This is a genomic window from Sphingobacterium sp. SGG-5 (assembly GCF_011043525.1).
Classification (GTDB): Bacteria; Bacteroidota; Bacteroidia; order Sphingobacteriales; family Sphingobacteriaceae; genus Sphingobacterium.
This window is the reverse complement of sequence record NZ_JAAKGO010000006.1, coordinates 32085-52065: the sequence shown is the minus strand read 5'-3', so window position 1 is coordinate 52065 and position 19981 is coordinate 32085. Positions and strand designations below refer to the sequence as shown.

Annotated in this window: 23 protein-coding genes and 1 tRNA gene; 11 read left to right on the top strand and 13 right to left on the bottom strand. The window is 42.5% G+C overall.

From position 1 onward, the window contains the following. Window positions 1-128: 128 nt before the first annotated feature. From G5B30_RS10580 to G5B30_RS10555, 6 genes are all read left to right on the top strand, one after another. Entirely contained in the window at window positions 129-1895 is a 1767-nt protein-coding gene (locus G5B30_RS10580) for a polysaccharide biosynthesis protein (RefSeq protein ID WP_410528443.1), read from the top strand. A gap of 133 nt (window positions 1896-2028) precedes the next feature. Then, the gene (locus G5B30_RS10575) at window positions 2029-2685 is read left to right on the top strand and encodes a tetratricopeptide repeat protein (RefSeq protein WP_165319966.1); all 657 of its coding nucleotides are present in this window, start codon (window positions 2029-2031) and stop codon (window positions 2683-2685) included. A gap of 30 nt (window positions 2686-2715) precedes the next feature. Further along, a complete protein-coding gene (gene ribH, locus G5B30_RS10570; protein WP_165319965.1) occupies window positions 2716-3204 on the top strand; it encodes a 6,7-dimethyl-8-ribityllumazine synthase in 489 nt (162 codons plus the stop codon). A 133-nt stretch (window positions 3205-3337) separates the two neighbouring features. Then, window positions 3338-3667, top strand: coding sequence for a bacillithiol system redox-active protein YtxJ (ytxJ, locus tag G5B30_RS10565; protein WP_165319964.1), 330 nt, complete (start codon window positions 3338-3340; stop codon window positions 3665-3667). A 90-nt stretch (window positions 3668-3757) separates the two neighbouring features. Then, window positions 3758-3829 (top strand) — tRNA-Glu (locus tag G5B30_RS10560). A gap of 256 nt (window positions 3830-4085) precedes the next feature. Continuing rightward, the gene (locus G5B30_RS10555) at window positions 4086-4442 is read left to right on the top strand and encodes a hypothetical protein (RefSeq protein ID WP_165319963.1); all 357 of its coding nucleotides are present in this window, start codon (window positions 4086-4088) and stop codon (window positions 4440-4442) included. Window positions 4443-4624: 182 nt separating this feature from the next. On the opposite strand, the gene G5B30_RS10550 is transcribed toward G5B30_RS10555, so the two are convergent. The 4 genes from G5B30_RS10550 to G5B30_RS10535 all read right to left on the bottom strand — a co-directional run bounded on the left by G5B30_RS10550 (window position 4625) and on the right by G5B30_RS10535 (window position 6955). Next, entirely contained in the window at window positions 4625-5332 is a 708-nt protein-coding gene (locus G5B30_RS10550; RefSeq protein WP_165319962.1) for a DsbA family protein, read from the bottom strand. A gap of 20 nt (window positions 5333-5352) precedes the next feature. Continuing rightward, window positions 5353-5757, bottom strand: a complete 405-nt coding sequence (locus tag G5B30_RS10545) for a DoxX family protein (protein ID WP_165319961.1) — start codon at window positions 5755-5757, stop codon at window positions 5353-5355. Window positions 5758-5798: 41 nt separating this feature from the next. After that, window positions 5799-6446, bottom strand: coding sequence for an NAD(P)-dependent oxidoreductase (locus G5B30_RS10540; protein WP_165319960.1), 648 nt, complete (start codon window positions 6444-6446; stop codon window positions 5799-5801). A 98-nt stretch (window positions 6447-6544) separates the two neighbouring features. Continuing rightward, complete coding sequence (locus G5B30_RS10535; protein ID WP_165319959.1) at window positions 6545-6955, bottom strand: Rrf2 family transcriptional regulator; 411 nt, start codon at window positions 6953-6955, stop codon at window positions 6545-6547. Between the two features lie 100 nt (window positions 6956-7055). Here G5B30_RS10535 and G5B30_RS17560 point away from each other — a divergent pair, with 100 nt between their 5' ends. The 3 genes from G5B30_RS17560 (at window position 7056) to G5B30_RS10520 (ending at window position 9218) form a co-directional block, all read left to right on the top strand. After that, window positions 7056-7889, top strand: coding sequence for a helix-turn-helix domain-containing protein (locus G5B30_RS17560; RefSeq protein ID WP_165319958.1), 834 nt, complete (start codon window positions 7056-7058; stop codon window positions 7887-7889). 173 nt (window positions 7890-8062) lie between these two features. Further along, complete coding sequence (gene ygiD / locus G5B30_RS10525) at window positions 8063-8863, top strand: 4,5-DOPA dioxygenase extradiol (protein WP_240903182.1); 801 nt, start codon at window positions 8063-8065, stop codon at window positions 8861-8863. Window positions 8864-8897: 34 nt separating this feature from the next. Further along, a complete protein-coding gene (locus G5B30_RS10520) occupies window positions 8898-9218 on the top strand; it encodes a DUF3861 domain-containing protein (protein ID WP_165319956.1) in 321 nt (106 codons plus the stop codon). A 46-nt stretch (window positions 9219-9264) separates the two neighbouring features. Here the strand turns inward: G5B30_RS10520 and G5B30_RS10515 are convergent, their stop codons facing one another. Continuing rightward, the gene (locus tag G5B30_RS10515; RefSeq protein WP_165319955.1) at window positions 9265-9417 is read right to left on the bottom strand and encodes a hypothetical protein; all 153 of its coding nucleotides are present in this window, start codon (window positions 9415-9417) and stop codon (window positions 9265-9267) included. Between the two features lie 395 nt (window positions 9418-9812). On the opposite strand from G5B30_RS10515, the gene G5B30_RS10510 reads away from it, so the two are divergent. Together G5B30_RS10510 and G5B30_RS10505 are read left to right on the top strand one after the other, a co-directional pair. Further along, window positions 9813-10451: a helix-turn-helix domain-containing protein gene (locus G5B30_RS10510; protein ID WP_165319954.1), complete on the top strand. Its 639-nt coding sequence runs from the start codon at window positions 9813-9815 to the stop codon at window positions 10449-10451. Between the two features lie 124 nt (window positions 10452-10575). Continuing rightward, window positions 10576-11142: an outer membrane beta-barrel protein gene (locus tag G5B30_RS10505; RefSeq protein WP_165319953.1), complete on the top strand. Its 567-nt coding sequence runs from the start codon at window positions 10576-10578 to the stop codon at window positions 11140-11142. 116 nt (window positions 11143-11258) lie between these two features. Here the strand turns inward: G5B30_RS10505 and G5B30_RS10500 are convergent, their stop codons facing one another. The 8 genes from G5B30_RS10500 to G5B30_RS10465 all read right to left on the bottom strand — a co-directional run bounded on the left by G5B30_RS10500 (window position 11259) and on the right by G5B30_RS10465 (window position 19648). Further along, window positions 11259-12506: an FtsX-like permease family protein gene (locus G5B30_RS10500; RefSeq protein ID WP_165319952.1), complete on the bottom strand. Its 1248-nt coding sequence runs from the start codon at window positions 12504-12506 to the stop codon at window positions 11259-11261. Then, window positions 12503-13147, bottom strand: a complete 645-nt coding sequence (locus G5B30_RS10495) for an MBL fold metallo-hydrolase (protein WP_165319951.1) — start codon at window positions 13145-13147, stop codon at window positions 12503-12505. The genes G5B30_RS10500 and G5B30_RS10495 overlap by 4 nt, the downstream gene beginning before the upstream one ends. A 17-nt stretch (window positions 13148-13164) precedes the next feature. Beyond that, entirely contained in the window at window positions 13165-13764 is a 600-nt protein-coding gene (locus G5B30_RS10490) for a gliding motility lipoprotein GldD (RefSeq protein WP_165319950.1), read from the bottom strand. Continuing rightward, window positions 13754-14503, bottom strand: a complete 750-nt coding sequence (locus G5B30_RS10485) for a shikimate dehydrogenase family protein (RefSeq protein WP_165319949.1) — start codon at window positions 14501-14503, stop codon at window positions 13754-13756. Before G5B30_RS10485 ends, G5B30_RS10490 begins: the two co-directional genes overlap by 11 nt. Continuing rightward, window positions 14500-15909 carry a tetratricopeptide repeat protein gene (locus G5B30_RS10480; RefSeq protein ID WP_165319948.1) on the bottom strand — a complete coding sequence of 470 codons (1410 nt, stop codon included), beginning with the start codon at window positions 15907-15909 and terminating at the stop codon, window positions 14500-14502. Before G5B30_RS10480 ends, G5B30_RS10485 begins: the two co-directional genes overlap by 4 nt. Window positions 15910-16322: 413 nt before the next feature. After that, the gene (locus tag G5B30_RS10475; protein WP_410528442.1) at window positions 16323-17819 is read right to left on the bottom strand and encodes an OmpA family protein; all 1497 of its coding nucleotides are present in this window, start codon (window positions 17817-17819) and stop codon (window positions 16323-16325) included. 137 nt (window positions 17820-17956) lie between these two features. Further along, complete coding sequence (locus G5B30_RS10470) at window positions 17957-18967, bottom strand: inorganic phosphate transporter (RefSeq protein WP_165319947.1); 1011 nt, start codon at window positions 18965-18967, stop codon at window positions 17957-17959. A 33-nt stretch (window positions 18968-19000) separates the two neighbouring features. Continuing rightward, entirely contained in the window at window positions 19001-19648 is a 648-nt protein-coding gene (locus tag G5B30_RS10465; RefSeq protein WP_165319946.1) for a DUF47 domain-containing protein, read from the bottom strand. Window positions 19649-19981: the final 333 nt, after the last annotated feature.

Below are 19981 nucleotides of genomic sequence, written 5' to 3'. Positions count from 1 at the left end.
GATGGATAATCTTCGCACTAGACCTATGCATTGCGGCTGTCGCTTTTATATGTGCGTATCTTCTATTTCATAATTTTAGTTTTGTCCAATTCCGAACGCGGGACACTGCGATATTATTTTTATTCACCTTGAGTGCTACCGGAATTTCTTTTATCGCTTTTCGACTATACCGCGGCATTATCCGCTATACCAGCGCTGTAGATTCCATACGTATACTCTCCACCGTACTTTTTGCCCAGACATTACTATTTACCGCTAAATTAGTACTCGTTGCATTGGCCATCCCATCATTGATCAATACACAGTTTATCATCGTATATGGCCTACTTCTATTTTTAGCATTGATCACATATCGTACCTCTATTAAAGTTTTCTTCCAATACACGCGGACAATCAAGAAAACGAAGAAAAACGTGTTGGTATATGGGGCAGGCGATCTTGGAATAGCAGTGAAGCGAACTTTTGACCATGACCCGACTTCCAACAGAATTATTGTGGGATATCTCGATGATAATCATGATAAAATCGGCAAGTCCATTGACGGCATTAAAATTTTCAATTCCGACGAGTTGGGAAAAGTGATTAAAAAACTGGATGTAGACGAACTTATTTTTGCTTCCCATCATATCGCTCCGGACAAAAAGTCTACACTGATTGATCAGTGTCTCGAACATGATATCCATGTCCTGACCCTCCCTCCTATCAACAGAATAATGAATGGAGGATTGAACGTCAATCAAATTCAGAAGGTCAAGATTGAAGATTTACTGGAACGGTCGCAAATCATTATCAACAATGAGTGTATTCGGGAACAATTGGAAGGAAAACGCATATTAGTAACCGGTGCCGCAGGTTCGATCGGAAGTGAGATAGCTAAACAGCTGGGCAAGTACAATCCGAAGATGATCGTGTTATGTGATCAAGCCGAATCACCTTTACACAACCTACATCTCGATCTTCAGGACAACTTCAAGGATCAACTGTACCATTCCTATATCGCCGATGTTAAAAATATCGAGCGTATGAAAGCTCTTTTCGAGACATTCCGACCTCAGGTCGTTTTCCACGCTGCCGCTTACAAGCATGTGCCTATGATGGAGAATCATCCTATAGAGGGTGTCCAGACAAACGTTTGGGGGACCTATAATATAGCGACATTATCGGTAGAATATGGCGTTCAGAAATTTGTGCTGGTATCCACAGACAAAGCGGTAAATCCGACCAACATCATGGGTGCGACCAAACGGATTGCCGAAATCTATGTGCAAGCCTTAAACGCCAACCTGGCAACTACCTATGGTAAGAATGTCACCAAATTTATCACGACCCGATTTGGAAATGTATTAGGTTCCAATGGGTCGGTTATTCCCCGTTTCCGCGAACAGATTGAAAAAGGGGGACCGGTCACGGTCACTCACCCGGAAATTACCCGATATTTTATGACGATCCCCGAGGCATGCCAGCTGGTCGTCGAAGCCGGCTGCATGGGCAATGGCGGAGAGATCTATGTATTCGACATGGGGAAATCGGTCAAGATCGTCGATCTGGCCGAGAAGATGATAAAACTATCGGGGTATGTACCTTATCAGGACATCGATATTAAATTTACAGGTCTGCGACCCGGCGAAAAGTTGTATGAAGAGCTGCTGAATGATCTGGAGAACACATTGCCGACCTATCATGAAAAAATCATGGTGGCAAAAGTTCGGGAAAACGATTATAACCATGTGATGCAGCAGCTGGAAGAACTTTTCTCCTTATTGGCAACCCAGCATACCATCAACGTCGTGCGACATATGAAGTCAATAGTTCCGGAATTCAAAAGCCAAAATTCGGTTTACGAACAGCTCGACGAAGGACATATCATACAAAGCGATTCGAACGAAATAGCATAACGTTCCTTCTCATAAGCACATGTCATGGCATCACGCTACCACGCTATATGAAGTATTTTTATGCGAATAAAATATGGAAAGTATATAGAAAAGTGTATTTTTGCGTTCCGTAATTTACATTAAATATAAACTAATGCCAGCGACGAATAATAAAACAGAAAAAAAAGGCGCATTTTTCCAGGATAACCAAAAAAGCATTGTCTTTATCGTGGGGGGAATTATTGTTCTTATTTTACTCTATATCGGTTACCAGAAGCTTTATTTAGAACCGCGTGCCGGTAAAGCGGCTGATGCCATGTATAAAGCCGAGGAATTTGCTTTAATTGACTCTTTGCAGAATAAGGCCATTGAAGGCGACGGACCGTTTATCGGCTTTAAGGAAATCGCCGAGGAATACTCCAATACACCTTCTGCAAATATAGCAAACGCATACTTAGGCGGCCTTTACTTACGTCAGCAAAATTTTCAGGAAGCTATCAAATATTTGAAAAAATATAGCGATACGGGCAGTGAAATTTTAGATCCATTGGTCACTGGATTAATCGGCGACGCCTATTCGGAGAGCCAGGATTATAATAACGCAGCGAACTACTATAAAAAAGCTGTGGCTAAAGCTACAAACTCTTACACTACGCCGTTGTTCCTGAAAAAACTGGGATTAGTCTATGAGCAACTTGGTGAGCTGGATAAAGCGGAAGAAGCTTATGCACGTATAAAGAATGATTTCCCACAAAGCACAGAAGCTTCTACGATCGACGGTCCGTTAGGACGTGTACAAGCCAAGCGTTAAGGGGGGATAATATCTAAATAGCTTATTATTATGGCCAGTAGCTTAAAAAATCTATCGGACTTTTCTCATATTGATGTACAACGTGCTGCGGGTCTTAAGTTTGCAGTTGTTGTATCCCAATGGAATGCACAGGTAACTGGAGCACTCTTGAGTGGGGCCATTGATGGTCTTCTGCAGTACGGTGTTGCTGAAAATGATATTCAGGTTATTCACGTTCCAGGCAGTTACGAGCTGATATCTGGGGCAGATATGATTTTGCGCAATACGGCGTGGGATGCTGTTATATGCTTAGGTTGTGTGATCCAGGGAGAGACCAGACATTTTGACTTCATCTGTGAAGCGGTCGCCAATGGCATCGCGAATGTTTCTATAAAACATAATAAACCTGTAATTTTCGGCGTTCTAACGACAGATAACCTGCAGCAGGCTTTGGATAGAGCCGGGGGAAAACATGGCAATAAAGGTGAGGAAGCAGCCATCACAGCGATACAAATGGCGCATATCCATAAATCAAATTAATATGAGACGTTCGATCGTTCTTTTATGGTGTATATTGATTCTAGGAACAGCGATCCTCTCCTCTTGTACCCTACAGTCTGACTGCGCTGCATACAGCACCTATGTCAAGAAGAAAAGTAGAACAAAATAAATCATGAACTGGATTGATTTAAACTCATCGGCCCAATTAGATGCCATTTGGGAATCGGCAGAGATCGCGGTGATTTTCAAACACAGCACCCGATGTCCTGTAAGTGGTATGGCGAAACGGAGTCTCGAGTTCGAATCAGATCGCATTCCAAGTCATATCCCATTCTATTATCTCGACCTCCTTCAGCATCGTGATCTTTCAAACAAAATAACGGAGAAATGGCAGGTTGTTCACGAATCTCCACAGGTACTCGTTATACAGGGCAACCAATGCCTTTATCATGCGTCGCACGACAGGGTTGATATGATGGCTATCACTCCATTTTTGTCATAGCCTCTACTAAACGAGATAAACTCCTCTTATTTTTCCAAATTGTTTTGCCGTTATAAAAAAGAATTCTATATTTGCAGCACCAAATAAAAAGGCCCGTTCGTCTAGGGGTTAGGACGCAAGATTTTCATTCTTGAAACAGGGGTTCGATTCCCCTACGGGCTACAGAAAACGCATCAATCACACACGATTGGTGCTTTTTTTATGCCATAGGTCGCGAAATAGGGCGAATTAATTTGGTTTGATTTGGGCTGTTTTGGACAAAAAATAGCACAAATAATATAGACAAAGATTTAGTTTTTTACACACATTTCCCAGAATTAATCTTAAAGAAGTCGATCTGTATTTTGCTGCGCATTTTTAGTTGTAGAAGATTTATATATTTGTGAGTTCGCCCTCATTTTAAAATAAGACATAAAATATGACAACAAATCAGCAAATAATATTAAACACATTACTTGAACAGCAGAAAATATCTCTTGAATCATCGTTAAAAGAAGACGATTATTTTCATTTATTTGTCACTGAGCAAGTATTGAAAAATTTTGAACTATCGTATGATGAGCTAGAAGAAGGAATAGTTGACAATGGAGGAGATGGAGGCATAGATTCTATTTATACTTTTGTGAATACTGAATTAGTTCAAAGGGACTCAGACCTCATAGATGGCAAAAGAAATTCAATAATAGATGTTTATATCATTCAGTCAAAGAATACTAACGGATTTGGAGAGACACCTATTGAAAAATGTGTTTCATCTGCGAATGACTTATTTTGATTTGGCTTGAAATGGTCATTTTTTTAGACAAAAAATGGTGTTCGATTTTCCCTACGGGCTACAGAAAAGCAATAAAGTTGGTTTAAAGCGATACCGCTGAACACCAACTTTTTTTCGTTTAGGAGTATCATTGAGTATCGTCCAAATTAGAGGTTTTACTGGATCATTCCCGACCTTACCTTCTAATCACACCTCCCATCTGTCGTACAACTTTGTCCCTGAACAATATCCAATTTTACTTCAGGATTTGACTTCCTCCACTCCGTGAAAGATTTGGTCAATGTTTCAGAAAAAGCCTGTGTGGGCTGTGCACCTGAGACCGCGTACTTCCGGTCGAATACAAAGAAAGGCACACCCGTAACACCAAGATTACGCGCTTCCTGAATGTCTCGCTCCATGGCTTCATTGTACGTCGTATCTGTAAAAGCCTTCTGTAGTTCGCTTTCATCGAGACCGATGTCTTTACCTAATTGAGTTAGGGTCTCCAACTCAGCTATATTTTTTCCTTCGGTAAAAAATGCCTGGAATAACCGCTCTTCCGCCTGATCTCCCAAACCTTTCGTTTTGGCAAACTGTATCAGCTGATGAGCCTTCCTTGAATTAACCATAACCGATTTATCCAGATTATAATCCAGCCCTACGTGTTTAGCCGTTTGCGTCACATAAGCCAACATCTCCTTCACTTGTTCCCGACCCATCCCTTTACGCTTTATCAGATAGTCTTCCTGACTCTCTTCGGCAACTTCAGGAATTGAGGGATCCAACTGAAAGCTTTTCCAAATCACTTCAACATGATTCTTATCTACAAATTGCTCCAACGCCGTTTCAAAATTCCGTTTTCCGATGTAACAAAAAGGACACATCACATCGCTCCAGATTTCTATTTTCATATCATTTTCTTTTTAATTGTTTAATCCCACTTATGTATTGATGACAATGCGTATTTTCCAGCACCGGTAAAGGTCAGTCCTAATCCGCCGAAAAGGAATAAAGCTATCGTTTCATGGGCCCATGCACCCGATTTTCCGAGTTCAAAGAAGTTATCGAAATGTGCCATACCAAAGGCAACAATCATCACCAAGGTATACACCAACGATGCCAATTTAGTTCTATAGCCCAAAATCATCAATATCGGCGCAAGAGTCTCACCCATGTGCACGCCGTATGCCAAAAAGTGCGGTAAACCAATATCGGCCAACATCCCTTTGATGCCGCCTATACCGTTGATCAATTTATATACACCGTGAAAAAGCATCCACACACCAAAGTTCAACCGGAAAATTAACAATCCGATATTTAAATTACGTTGTTCCATTGCTTAAATAAACTATTTGACTATTATTAATCCCTTCATTCCTAATACGCTGCTGTAAACCGTTCCTGATGATGCTTCGGATTTTCAACTTCATCTAAAATCACTACGGCTACATCCTCACCCGACAATCGGGATACGTTGTTCGCGTCAAAAACCGGATGATCTTTCCCTAAACGATATTTTCCTGTTCGCCCGGTCGCGATACCGGCGTGCATTTCGATAGCAGGGCTAAAGAAGACCCAATCGAGTTCTTTTTCCTCCTTAAGAATGTTCAGATAATCCCTTGCCGCAGATGCGCCCGGTTTGTATTCCGCTGGAAAGTCAGGCGTATCTATCAATTGCAGGTCTTCGGCCACATACAGGCTGCCAGCACCACCGATAACGATCAATCGTTTGACGCCCGATTTTTTCACCGCTTGCTGAATAGCCTGAGATCCGGCAATGAAATCCCCATAGATATTCGGATTTGTCCAGCCTGCATTAAACGCACTCACGACAACATCATGTCCAGCCAAAGCCTCAGCAAGTTCATCTACATTGTTGACATCGAGAGATAGCTTGTTTACCTGATCACCTGCTACCTTATCGGCCTTACGGGCGATAGCTGTCACTTCCAAACCTCTGCTGCTGGCTTCTTTTACGAAATTGGAGCCTAAAAATCCTGTTGCTCCGATAATTGCTACTTTCATTTGTTTATATTTATATATATTTTTAATAGTTTCTTGTCACTGATTATACTTTTACTCCTATTTTGTAACAGTTTGTGTTACATTTTAGCTCAAAAAAATTAATCAAATTGCTCTACAAAACTTCTCAAAGTTCGATGTTGAAGTGCATCAAAAACAATATCGTCCGTTTCAGCAAACAAGCTTTCCAGTTCCTTGTTGATTTTTTTTCCGATCGAACATGCCGTGTTGGTACAAGGATTCTTCTTTCCCAAGATGTTCGAATTTTTTACCGCTTTGTATATATCTGCCAGCGAAATTTCACAACTTGAAACATCTAACATCGAACCACCTTCCTTTCCTTTCTTACTGATTACCCAACCCATTTCCTGCAGGACACTCAATTCCTTCCGAACAATAACCGGATTGATATGTATGCTCTGGGCAATCCAGTCCGAACTCACCCATTGACCTGGATTTTTGGCCAAAATCGTAAGGATATGTATCAACGTTGCAAATCTTGTATTGTTCATAACGGTACAAAGGTAGAAATAAATTTTAATTGTAACAAATATTATTACAATAAAGTCGCTGACTTAAAATTAATCAGCTAATTTTCATATTTTTATAACCGTGATCGAGACTTTCAAAATATTTCAGGTTGACGCCTCTGAAGCCGAAAAGATTATTGCTTCGGAAAACGAGCCCCATTACCATGATTTTGAAGAACTCATCATCAGCACGGAAGGACAACTTGAGCACTTTATAGATTTTAAGTCGACGGTGCTCCATGCACCATTTGTCAGTTTTGTAACGAAAGGGAAAGTACACCGGGTAAAACCCATTATAAAGGATGGTAAATGCCACATGTGGGTTATTCGCTTTAAAAGTGAATTTATTCCCGAGACAATTTTTCAGCTGTATTCCCTTTATCATGACAACGCCAGCATCGAACTATCCGAGAATGCCTGCTTCACGCGGTTGGATACACTCTGCGAAATGATGGATGAAGAAATCAAGCAATCCTCGCCTGATTATGCCATTATCCGGCAGCTCTTAGGAACAGTGTTTACTATGATCGAGTCTGAGCGGAGAAAATTAAAACCGGATAATGGTGACGACCAGCTCAGCACACAGAATATTACATTCAAAAACTTCTTAGCCATACTGGAAGAAAATTTTCGAAGAAATGTAGGTGTCGATTATTATGCCGAAAAACTGTTCATGTCGGCTCGCAATCTCAACAATATTTGCCACCATGTGCTGCAGCAAAGTGTGTCGGAAATCATTGAAACCCGAAAACTGATTGAAGCCAAAAACTTACTGTCCACGACAGATAAGACGGTATCCGAGATCGGTTTTGAACTGGGATACCGTGAGAAAGCCTATTTTACCAGAGTATTTAAAAAGAGAACTGGGCAGACTCCTACGGCCTTTCGTACCGAAATGAGGAGTCTCATTTCCTAAAACTACAACTCCTTTTCTGAATACTGTTACCTACTCTTCATCAATGAGGGTACCTTTGTAATAGATTATTTATTTACGCTGGCGTATCATTTATGAATCAGTTGGAATTTTTAAAAACACTAGCAGTATTACCATTAGCAGGAGCAGCAATGAAACTCAAAGAATTGAATAAAATGACTGCACCTTTAAACAGCACAGCGAAAATGCCCGTACTGTTTTTAGGTCACGGTAGCCCAATGAATGCCATTGAGGAAAACGAATTTGTAGAAGGCTTTAGAAAAATTGCCACCACCATACCTAAGCCTAATGCCATACTCTGTATTTCGGCACATTGGGAGACACGGGGTACTTTTGTGACTGCCATGCAAAATCCACCTACTATACACGATTTCGGTGGATTTCCCAAGGAATTGTTCGAGGTACAATACCCAGCACCCGGAAGCCCTGATCTGGCAAAAGCAACCCAGTCACTCATCCAGAAAACAGATGTCGGACTGGATGACAAATGGGGGCTCGACCACGGTGCCTGGTCAGTAATCCGGCACATGTATCCCCAGGCCGATATTCCGGTCATCCAGTTGAGCCTGGACTACTACCAAGGCCCGCAGTACCATTACGAGTTGGCAAAAGAATTGAAATCACTCCGCGAAAAAGGTGTGTTGATCATCGGTAGCGGGAATATGGTACACAACCTCCGCATGGTCGCCTGGCGACAATTAAACAAAACCTTTGGATTCGATTGGGCGTTAGAAGCCGACGAAAAGATGAAGCAGTTTATCTTGAACGACGACCACAAGTCCCTGATCCAATACGATCAACAAGGTAAGCCCTTTCATTTGGCCGTACCTACACCGGAGCATTACATGCCCTTACTATACGCCCTTGCCGTAAAAGACAAGAACGAAGAAACAATTTTATTTAACGACAAAGCCGTTGGCGGGTCACTGACAATGACATCCGTGAAGATCGGCTAAAATACAATCAGATTTACATTTTAAACAAAAAAAGATGAGTGAAAAAAGAGCACATGAATACGAAGTTACCTTCAAATACCTGAAGGACAACAAAGGCGAAACAGTAGATCAGGAACCTGCAGCATTTACGTTCCAAAATCACGATAATGTATTCAAGATCATTGATATCCTTACCGAAAAAGGCCTATTTAAAGAAAAAGAACAGACCCTACAATTTGCAATCGGACTCAAACTATTCGGCGATATCCTCATGAAAAACCGCGATATGGAATTATTTTCGGATCTGCAGCCCGCCTTTGTCCAGTTCATGAAGAAGTTGAAGGGGAAAAGCTCTTTAACATACTACAATAAATAATTTTTTATCACAAAAAAATGTCCGAGATTAGCTATGAAAACCAACATTAGCTTACATCCATGGACTGGATCTTATTTCTGCATGTCTTTACTGTAGTCAACAAGGTATTGCTATTCCCGTTATATTTCTTTCGGAAGAACAACTCCCGGGCCAACCGCATGCTGGCATGTTTAATCATTTTGCCAGCATTTCCGATCATATCAAACTATATCTTTTACACAAGACTTATAGCCGAGTTTCCCAATTCTCTGTTTGCCTCACAGATACTTTTTAGCTTTTTTGGGCCAATCTATTTATTCTACTGCCTAGAGATGCTGGGAAAACCCTTTACATTTACCTTTTCCAAGCTAGGACACGCTTTACCGTCCCTCTGCCTGCTGATCCTATGGTTAGTCTACATTTTTTCCAGCCCGGCGAGCCAGGTCGAATTTGCCCAATCTCTCACGAAGTATGATGATGTCACCTGGCAGATGGTCTTATCCTGCTGGATGCCTATTATACTGGTCCTTATCTACATATCTATAGCTAGCTGTAATTGTTTTCCGACATTTTAAGACCTTCAAAGAGGTATTCACCCACCTCGAAAACTTTAAGATGGGCTATATTACCGAATTTATCACCGTCATGATCGTACAGGTCCTCTTATTGTCATTCATATCCCTATTCACTTCCATGTGGTACCTCGAAATGGTATGGGTGCCCATATTTGGCAATCTGATGTATTTTTATGTGGTCTATAAAAGCTATAACTACGGGGTCATTTTTTCAGAAACCGATTATCAGAATTTTAAAAAAATGTATGCACCCCTCAACCAGTATATCGCAAACCAGGCGAATCAACGCTATGCCACATCGGGTTTATCAAGTGAGAAGCTAGAAGAGTATGCCAATTCACTGACGGAGGGTTTCGAAACCCACAAATGGTACCTTAATCCGGAATTAAACCTCCCGTTGCTTTCGCAAAAAACAACTATTCCCACTCATGTCCTTTCCCAGGTTATCAATCAACAATTTGAAAAAAACTTTTTCGATTTCGTTAACGCCTACCGTGTAGAGGCCCTTAAAATACATCTGCTCGACACACAGTATAATCATATTAAGATCGAAGAGCTTGCTTTTATGTGTGGCTTCAATTCGAAAGCTGCTTTCCAGCGGGCATTTAAAAAACATACGGGTACTACCCCGACGCTGTACCGTAAGCTGATGGAATCAGAAATGCACAATTTCACATAAAGCATTTATTATCAATACATTTACTTGTTGTCTCACTTTATAAAGTGAGCCTTTTTTATGTATACCGTCTTCTATCTTTGTTCATTATTAATCAACTCTATTATTTACACTAAATCTAGGTAACATGAAAAATTTTCTATTAACTGTATTAGGCCTATGTGGGATAACCTCACTCTCGTATTCCCAAGCCCAAAATTACAAACCCATTAAAGTCGACCTTGGCATAGGATATGCCATCCCTACCTCCGGCGGTGGAGGCACCAAAGGCGGTGTTGCTTTTGCCGTTGAGCCACATTACAGACTATCCGATGCGCTTGCTGTGGGTCTGCGCTTCGAGGGTGCGGCATTGGCGCGTGTCAGTGATCTGAATAATGAAGATGCTGATGCAAAAGTATCTATTCTGAGTTCTTACAGTGCTACGGGTGACTACTATTTTACCGATAAAGGTTTTCGGCCATTCGCCGGCGCCGGACTTGGCTTTTTCCGCTCTGCGTCCATAACCTTGGATGAAGAGACCGTACAAACGGGCAACACAGCAACGATACCTGGCGCGACCAATTTTGGTTTCTTTCCACGCATAGGTTTCGAAGCCGGACATTTCCGTGTATCCGGTGAGTACAACATCATTAAAGATGGCGGCTATATTGCTTTTAAAGTAGGTGCCTTCTTTGGCGGAGGAAGAAGAAAGTAATACACGATTAAACCACCAATTATTATATAAAGATGAACGGCATGGGCTGCCCTCCAAAACAAACTGTTGCGGCTCATGCCGGATTCATCATCAGAAACCAAGCGAACCTTATAGCTTTACTCACTACGGATATCTGTGATATTCCCGATTTCTTTCACACTAAGTTTCGATGAAAAATAAGCGACCAACAGCGACAAGATCGCCACCGTCAGGAATACCAATATAAAGTCTTCCCCACGAATGTCGATGGGGTACACATCGATCAATGAGCCGTCTTCGCTACCCGTCCGGATAAACCCATATGTTTCCTGGAGTTTACAAAAAACATACCCGACAATAATCCCCAGAATACCACCGATCAAGGCGATAAATATTCCTTCGATAAAAAAGATAGCTTCGATGGCGCGCCGCTCTGCGCCGAGACTCTGCAGTATCTTCATATCTTCTTTCTTGTCGATGACCAGCATGGTCAGCGATCCCACAATATTGAATATGGCGATGATACCGATGAACGTTAAAATAAAAAATACAATCCACTTTTCTGACTTGATCGTCTTGTACAATGTGGGATTTTGCTGCTGCCTGTTTTTTACATCGAAATCATCCCCCAGCTCCTTCTGCACCTTACGTTGAAATTTGGAGATAAGGTTTGGATCGCTCAGAAAAATCTCCACAGCCGATATACGTTCATCTTCCCCCAGGATATCGCGGACAAACGGCAACGGCGCCAACACCAGGTTATCGAATTCGGGCTGGTACGTCAGTACACCCACAGCATCGATACGCCGGATATTGAAGTCTTCGAGCGGATTGACATTATGAATAGAAACGTCTTTCCGCGGAAAATAAAGCTGCATCGTATTATAAAGCCCTGATATGGGTATTTTCAGGTTAGCCTGTATCTGGGCACCGATTAAAGCAAAAGCAGCGGTGTCTGACTGTATCATGTATCTCCCCGCTTGAAGGATATCCTCCTCACTGTAGTTGTCCAAACTCTGCGGTGTCACCCCTTTAATTAATCCCACAAACTGCTGGTTGTCATATTGCAGGAGGACCTTATCTTCGAGAACTTCCGAATAGCTTTTTATCAACGTATCGCGCTGCAACGCTGCGAAAGACGCCGTGTTCCCAGAAAACAATTTGCCCTTGACCGGTTCAATCCGCAGATGGGGCGTAAAGTTGCTGTACATGGAAAGTATAAATTTCTCCATGCCGTTGTAGAAAGAAAGAACAATAACTAATGCTGCGGTACTGACAAATACACCGACCACGCTGATCGTCGATATGATGTTGATCGCATTGACCGACTTCTTCGAAAAGAGGTACCGGGAGGCAAAGAGTAAAGGCAGACTTAGCTTTCTCATACACGGACAAAAGGATTGTTTTTCTTCTCCTCACCAACGGTTGTGGTCGGACCATGCCCAGGATAGACCAACGTCTCATCCGGTAGGGTGTATATTTTATGCCGGATACTGTCCAAAAGCGTGTCATGGTCCCCTCCCGGTAGATCGGTACGACCGATGCTGTTTCTAAAAAGCACATCCCCGCCAATCAGAAAGCCATCGGCTTCCGCATAGTAGCATAGATGCGCCGGTGAATGCCCGGGTGCCAAGATCGCTGTCAACGTATGTGCACCCAACGAGATCGTTTGTCCTTCCTCGATAAAGCTGTCTGGAATGGGCGACACTTCATAGCGGAAACCCATCTGCGGTGCATAGTTTTGCACCGAAACGAGGATGGGTACTTCTCCTTCATGAAACTGCGGCTTCAGCCCCCAACGGTCAAAGACATACCGATTGCCTAGCACATGATCAATGTGACAATGTGTATTATACAAGGCTATAGGTTTCAAAGCCTTCTCCTTGATAAAAGCAGCGAGACGCTCCTCCTCTACAGGAAGGTGCATACCCGGATCCACGATGATCGACTCGCGTGACAGCTCGTCATAGAGGACGTAGGTATTCTCCTGATAGGGGTTAAATACAAATGTCTTAATTTGAATCATAAGTCAAACTTACGGAATTATTTCCACCGAAAGGTACGAATCAAATGACGGATATCGTCTTCTATAAACTCCAATACCGGCTGTATAGAGTCCAGATTTGGTTTTTCGTTAAAATATAGCGCTCCTCGCAAGTAATGATCGGTGCTATCGGAGACATAAAACTGATAATTGGAAGCTGTATTACCGGAGATCGTATACTCCAAACCATATACCCGTGCTTCCGGTCGGTCGATCTGTTTTTGGTCAATGCCTGTTGCCTTTGCGGTATGTTTATATACAAAGGTCCGCGCATCTTCTGTCAACTGCCCGAAAGAGGCTGTCTTCCCGACGGGAAAATAGCTGATATGCAGACGCGCATTGAATTGTGGGAAATCGAGATTTTTCCAACAGGGTTGTGCATTTCGGTTCTTGTCGTCCAACATCACGCTGTATGTAGGTATCGCGAACACAAAAGGACAGCCGGTCAGCATAGTTTCCCTATAGCTTTTTTTGGGTAAGAGAATGCGATGATATCCCCGGGGTTTGGGACTATAATCAGCCTGTCGGCAAGAAAAGAGAAGGGCGGCACAAACAATCCCACCAAACACCACATTGACTATCCATCTGTTATTGCTCATTATTCCAGATCTCCCAATTTTTCTCAGCCTGAATGACCAGCATCTCAAAGCCGTTTTTGGTTGTCGCACCCCGTTCCCTACCCCGTCGCAAAAACAACGTCTCTTCAGGATTATAGATCAGGTCATAAAGCAGGTGATCTGCACCGATAAAGTCGTATGGAATATCCGGTGCCTCATCGACTTTGGGGAAGGTTCCCACCGGCGAGCAGTTGATCAAAATCTGATGTTCCCGCAGCACATCGCCACCCAGTTCCGAATAAGTGAGATCTCCCTTTTCTTTCGTGCGGCTTACCACCAAATAGGGGATATTCAGCTTCTGCAATACATAAAACACCGCCTTTGCAGCTCCACCATTTCCAAAAACAAGGGCCTTGTGGTGCTGAGGTTTTAGCAGAGGCTTTAAGGATTCTTCAAAACCAACCGTGTCTGTATTATAGCCCTTGAGGTAAGGCTTCCCATTCCGCCGGGCAACCGTGATGCAGTTTACCGCTTGTATCGCCTCTGCTTCTGCCGACAGCTCATCTAAAAAGGGCATGATAGCCTGCTTATGCGGTATGGTCACGTTGAACCCGTAGAATCGCTCATCATCCGTATACAAATGCTTGAAATCACGGACATCAGCGATGGCATATAAATCGTAATCTATATCCCGGATTTCTTCCTTCCGAAACTTATCAAGGTAATATTTTTTTGAAAAAGAATGGCCCAGCGGATAACCCAGCAACCCTAATTTTCTCATTTGTTATCCGTGTATTTGTTGATGATATCCACAATCATCCGATTGTCTTGCAGTTTGGGCAAATATTCAAATAAAATATCATGTTTGGCGGGGTCCATGGCTAAAGCTACATTCAGCATATTCAACGCATCGTTATACCGACCGTCTGCAAACAGGTATGCTACCATGCGGTAATAAAGTTCCGGCATATCGGGATTACATTTGATGGCCTCTGCTATAGTTTCTATCGCCTGTACATTATTCTTTTGCTCGTAATAGATGGTTGAAAAGTCCATCCAGGCATCCATATCGGTCGGGCTAAGTTCCACCAGCCGCAGATAAGCCTCTTCAGCCTCTTCATACTGCCCCAACTTACATCGGGCATCCGCAATGGCAAACCAATAATCGGGATTATCCTCGTCAAACTCCAACGCTTTTTTATAGAAATGAAGCGACTCGAAATAACGCTCTTCATAGCTCAACGTCACACCGATACCAAACCAGGCATCCGATAAGGTATGATCCAGCTTAACGGCTTTCTTGTAATAATCGCGTGCCGTATCCATGAGATTTAGCTTTTCATAACACTCGCCTATGGCACAGTATGTATCTGCACTTGGCTGTTCATATTCGAATGTCTGTTTATAGATTTCGATCGCCTCCGAAAAACGGTCCAGATTGACCAACGCATTGCCCTTGTTGAAATAGGCTGACGCAAAATTTTCTTTTATCAAAATGGCATAATCATACGCATCGATTGCTTCCTCATAACGCTCCATTTTATGATAAGCATTACCCAGATTATACCATGCTACAAAAGAATAAGGATCGTTGTCGATAAAATGCTTGTAAAAAGCAATACTTTCTTCTTGCTGACCTACGACGTCGAAACAAAAAGCCAATTCATACAAGGCATCCTGATTCTGTTGATTTAACTTCAGGCTCTTCTTGAAGTAATGAATAGCCATATGAAAATCGGCTTTCATCTCAAATAAACTGCCGAGTTGATAATACACATCTTCTTTATGATCGCTTGTTTCCAGCGCTTGCATCAGGTTTTCCTCCGCTTCGTCAAACCTGTCCATTGAGGAGTATATTGTACCCCGCAACAGGAGAATTTCAGCGTCGGAAGGTTCTAACATCTCCGCCTTATCCAATGCCGACAACGCCTCATCATAATTTTGAAGTGTTGCATGCAATTGCGCCTTTTTCAACAGAAATATGGTCTCAAAAGGATGTTGGTTGACCGCAAAGTCAACGACCTGTAAGGCCTTAACCGGATCGTTGTTAAATGTATAATAATCGATGATACCCTCAAATGCCAATGCATCAAAAAAATATTGATCATCATTACGTATCATCTCCTCGTAACGATCGACCGATTGTTTCTGCTCCTCCGGAGACCCGTATTCGAATTCCTCTTCCATAACACGACCATTTAATGAGACCATCGTGGCTCCATACATGAATGAAGGAAAATTAAAGCATTTTTTTGATATTACGCGGTTTTAATTTTCCACATTTAAACATAGGACACCTTTTTGGGGTTAAAGTTTAATAGTGCTCAAGCCGCAGGGCTCAAACTTTTGTCTTGGCAAAAGTTTGCAAAACCGCGTCGCTGTGCCGGCTCGCTACAATGTCTCTTCCTTCCTACCATCCGCGACCCAGCAAGGCGACATTTTTAGGTTTCTGTGCGGATCCTGCATTTTTCTCAAATCTCACTATCCTTATAACCCTATAACCTTGTCACTCCCCACTCCACCCCAAAACTACGAAAAAGCCGCTGCACAATGCAACGGCTTTTCCTCAACCAATAAGTTCAAAAAGAACCTATTTAAAATTATTTTTTGATTTCAACACGACGGTTTTGAACACGTCCGGCTTCCGTATCGTTTGATGCGATAGGGTTAGCCTCACCGTAACCGTTAGCGTTGATGCTTGATGCAGGAACACCTGCATTTACCAAGTATTGTTTTACTGCGTTTGAACGGTCTTTAGATAAGTTCAAGTTATACTCTTCCGTACCTTCAGCTGAAGCATAACCGTCTAAAGTAACTGACGCATTGTTGTCACGCAACTCTTTTGCCAATTTATCCAACGTAGAGTAAGATTCGGTTTTCAATACAGAGCTATCAAACTCAAATCCGATAGGAGCATAGTAAGCACCTTCAGTCAATTCTTGTTTTGGAGGCTCAGGGAATTTGATAGGACATCCGGCACCGTCTACTACACTACCTGCAGGCGTGTTCGGACATTTGTCGAATTTATCAGATACACCGTCACCGTCTGAATCTTTACCTAACTGATCAACAGTACCTTCCAAAGCAGAAACGCGTTGTTTCAAAGCTTCTACTTCATTACGCAATGAAGGATCCTTCAACTCGTCGTAAAGATTAGCTACCGGGTTAGCAAAAGTTAAGTTTTCTTTGTCGCGTGAACCTAAAGTAAACTCTAGACCGGCGTAGACGTTAGAAAAACGTTGTTTGTACTCTGCGTTTGAAGAAGGACCATATAACATACCTTCATCAGTAAAGTTCATGGTGTAACCCAAGTTCAAAGCAACAACTTCTGATAATTTGAACTTAGCACCCACACCTACCGGTACGTACATACCTAAACGGTAGTCACGGTCACCTACAGGCTCACGGTCACCGAAGATTTCATCACCCCAGTTACCCTTGTTGTCGAATACTACAGCACCATCAAAAGTGTTGTTATCATACTGTACTGGGTTGAAAGCCATTACACCTAAACCAACTTTTGCATAGAAGTTAACTGCATTTTCTCTTCTTAAGAAGTCAATGGTTCCCAATTGGAAAACACCATTCAAGCTACCTGCCCAGTTTACAGTAGTAACCGCAGAGTTTGCTTGACCGCTTCCATCACCTGAACCAACCTCAAAGCCAGCACCAGTTGCATCATTTACGTAAAGATCGTGATTGTACGTTTTGATACGGCCACGGTTACCTTCTAATTCCAAACCGAATAGGTGTGAGAATTGTTTACGAACAGTTAAACCGTAGTACTCACCAACTTTATTTTGGAAATAACCAACTTTCTTACCGAAAGCATTTTGACCGCCAATAATAACATTCGGTGTAGTGATACCACCTTGTACCCCAATAGACCAAGTTCTATATTGTGAACGGCCACCGAAGACTTGTGCCTGCGCCTGTGCATTCTCAGCAAAACCGATAGCGGCTACTAAAGATGCAGCAATTGCTGTTTTTTTAATTGTAGAATAGTTCATACTCTCTTTTTTTAAGGTTATTAAATTTTTAATTGTTCTCAATTTATTATCATTCATCAATAACAATGCCAAACTCAAATTTCCCAAATATTTTCTTTCCTCACACGACCTGTTATAGAACAATATGCGGTAAAAGTAACTAATAAGAAGAAATTTCCCAAATATTTCTCGCTTTTTAGCTGCAGTTCAATTAAATTATCCACTTTGTTACACGCCGCCTCCGGCTATAGAATATAATGCAATACCGCCAAGGTAATTCCACCCAATAGAGCACTGACGGGAATGGTCAGTACCCAAGCCCATAACAAGCTGATGGTTACTCCCCAACGTACCGCAGAAACCCGTTTTACTACACCTACACCAATGATAGACCCCGTAATGGTATGGGTGGTGGATGCCGGAATACCAAAATGTTCGGTAATTCCCAAGGTGATCGCTCCGGCAGTCTCTGCGCTCACACCCTCCAACGGTGTTACCTTGGTAATCTTGGTTCCCATAGTCTTGACGATCTTCCAGCCACCACTCATGGTTCCGGCAGCGATAGCGACATAACAGGAAAGCGGAACCCACTCGGGCATAGCTTCAAAATTGGGTATCAGCTTTTGCGCAATCAATGCGGTTGCTATGATACCCATAACTTTCTGCGCATCGTTGCCTCCATGAGCAAAGCTTAGTGCCGCAGAGGATATCAGTTGTAAAAATTTAAACCAGCGCTCCGCAATACGTGGCTTCGCCTTCTTACATATATTAATAATAAGGAGTGTAATGATGATCGATATCGTCATACCGATGACGGGTGCCAGCACAATAAAAGAAAGAATTTTCAAGGTAGCGCTCAGATTGATCGCAGCCAATGGATTAGCCCCCAAAAACAAGGCATACGCCATACCCGAACCTGCAAACCCGCCTATCAGCGTGTGGGAAGAACTGGATGGGATCCCGTAATACCAGGTAAATAAATTCCATGAAATGGCCGCCACTAGACCAGCAAAGATCACTTCAAGGTTAATATATTCTTCCAGCACCGTTTTGGCAATGGTATTGGCGACTTTATGATCGGTAAAGACAAAATAGGCCACAAAGTTGAAAAGGGCTGCCCAGAGCACCGCCATAAAGGGCGTAAGTACTTTGGTCGAGACTATGGTCGCAATAGAATTGGCTGCGTCGTGAAAACCGTTGATGTAATCAAACGCAATGGCCAAGACGATAACGACAACTAATAACGTGGTTATCATACGAAGAGAATTATGTATTTATTAGAGATGCAATTATGCATTCTTGACGAGGATACTTTCTAACACATTCGCTACGTCTTCACATTTGTCGGTAGCATCTTCCATCGCCGACAATACCTCTTTTTGCTTGATCAGCGAAATCGCATCGGTCTCAAACTCAAACAAATCGGCCACAGCTTTATCAAAGATATAGTCAGCTTTATTCTCCACGCTGTTTATGCGGACACAAGAGTCGGTGATATTCCGGATGTTCTTTAGATCTTTCAGCTCGAATAATGCTTTAGCTACATGTTCTGTCGCCTCCAAAATCAAGTCGGTCAGTTCCTTCATGGGCTCCGTCGGCTTCTCGACTTTATACAGCTCGATGCGGTTGGATGCACCATGGATAAAGTCTGCTACGTCATCTAGGGAACTTGCCAGTGAGTGGATATCCTCCCGATCGAAAGGTGTGATGAAGTTTTTTCCGAGCTCCAGATGGATCCGATGGGTAATCTCGTCGCCCACATGCTCAAAATCCTCCAGCTTCTTCGAAATTTCCTTTCGGCGCTCCAAATCATTGCTGTTCACGCTCTCTTGTAGCAACCTGGCCATTTCGATCAGATTGGCTCCCGCCTGCTCAAACAAGGGGAAGAATTTTTTGTCCTTCGGAACAAAGTATTGAAAAATGCTATTTAATGACATATAATCATGATTTGTTCACAAAGGTATGATGTTAATGTTAAGTTAATGTTAAGAATAACCTTAGGAGTTTCTTCTTACTTTTTTTTCCGCAAAAAAAGATAACAAAAAAACTCGTCGCTGTACCCAGATGCCACTAAGCTACTGCCTTCTCCTACAAACCGCATCTGGCTAAGGCGACACTTTAATTATTTGTACGGACTCTGCTTTTTTCTCAAATCTAACATCTCAATCGCAATACCTGCCTACCGTAGGCAGGCGCATATCGCAATACTCAAATCGCAACACCTTGCCATCCCATAAACTATGTAACCAATTGTAACTACGTAACCTCGT

Coding starts and splice junctions, on each gene's coding strand:
- G5B30_RS10505 (WP_165319953.1), top strand. CDS start 10,576: ATGAAAAATTTTCTATTAACTGTATTAGGCCTATGTGGGATAACCTCA.
- G5B30_RS10470 (WP_165319947.1), bottom strand. CDS start 18,967: ATGATAACCACGTTATTAGTTGTCGTTATCGTCTTGGCCATTGCGTTT.
- G5B30_RS10555 (WP_165319963.1), top strand. CDS start 4,086: ATGACAACAAATCAGCAAATAATATTAAACACATTACTTGAACAGCAG.
- G5B30_RS10540 (WP_165319960.1), bottom strand. CDS start 6,446: ATGAAAGTAGCAATTATCGGAGCAACAGGATTTTTAGGCTCCAATTTC.
- ytxJ (WP_165319964.1), top strand. CDS start 3,338: ATGAACTGGATTGATTTAAACTCATCGGCCCAATTAGATGCCATTTGG.
- G5B30_RS10535 (WP_165319959.1), bottom strand. CDS start 6,955: ATGAACAATACAAGATTTGCAACGTTGATACATATCCTTACGATTTTG.
- G5B30_RS10480 (WP_165319948.1), bottom strand. CDS start 15,909: ATGGAAGAGGAATTCGAATACGGGTCTCCGGAGGAGCAGAAACAATCG.
- G5B30_RS10485 (WP_165319949.1), bottom strand. CDS start 14,503: ATGAGAAAATTAGGGTTGCTGGGTTATCCGCTGGGCCATTCTTTTTCA.
- G5B30_RS10500 (WP_165319952.1), bottom strand. CDS start 12,506: ATGAGAAAGCTAAGTCTGCCTTTACTCTTTGCCTCCCGGTACCTCTTT.
- G5B30_RS10575 (WP_165319966.1), top strand. CDS start 2,029: ATGCCAGCGACGAATAATAAAACAGAAAAAAAAGGCGCATTTTTCCAG.
- ygiD (WP_240903182.1), top strand. CDS start 8,063: ATGACTGCACCTTTAAACAGCACAGCGAAAATGCCCGTACTGTTTTTA.
- G5B30_RS10545 (WP_165319961.1), bottom strand. CDS start 5,757: ATGGAACAACGTAATTTAAATATCGGATTGTTAATTTTCCGGTTGAAC.
- G5B30_RS10520 (WP_165319956.1), top strand. CDS start 8,898: ATGAGTGAAAAAAGAGCACATGAATACGAAGTTACCTTCAAATACCTG.
- G5B30_RS10515 (WP_165319955.1), bottom strand. CDS start 9,417: ATGATCGGAAATGCTGGCAAAATGATTAAACATGCCAGCATGCGGTTG.
- ribH (WP_165319965.1), top strand. CDS start 2,716: ATGGCCAGTAGCTTAAAAAATCTATCGGACTTTTCTCATATTGATGTA.
- G5B30_RS10495 (WP_165319951.1), bottom strand. CDS start 13,147: ATGATTCAAATTAAGACATTTGTATTTAACCCCTATCAGGAGAATACC.
- G5B30_RS10490 (WP_165319950.1), bottom strand. CDS start 13,764: ATGAGCAATAACAGATGGATAGTCAATGTGGTGTTTGGTGGGATTGTT.
- G5B30_RS10550 (WP_165319962.1), bottom strand. CDS start 5,332: ATGAAAATAGAAATCTGGAGCGATGTGATGTGTCCTTTTTGTTACATC.
- G5B30_RS10465 (WP_165319946.1), bottom strand. CDS start 19,648: ATGTCATTAAATAGCATTTTTCAATACTTTGTTCCGAAGGACAAAAAA.
- G5B30_RS10510 (WP_165319954.1), top strand. CDS start 9,813: ATGGGCTATATTACCGAATTTATCACCGTCATGATCGTACAGGTCCTC.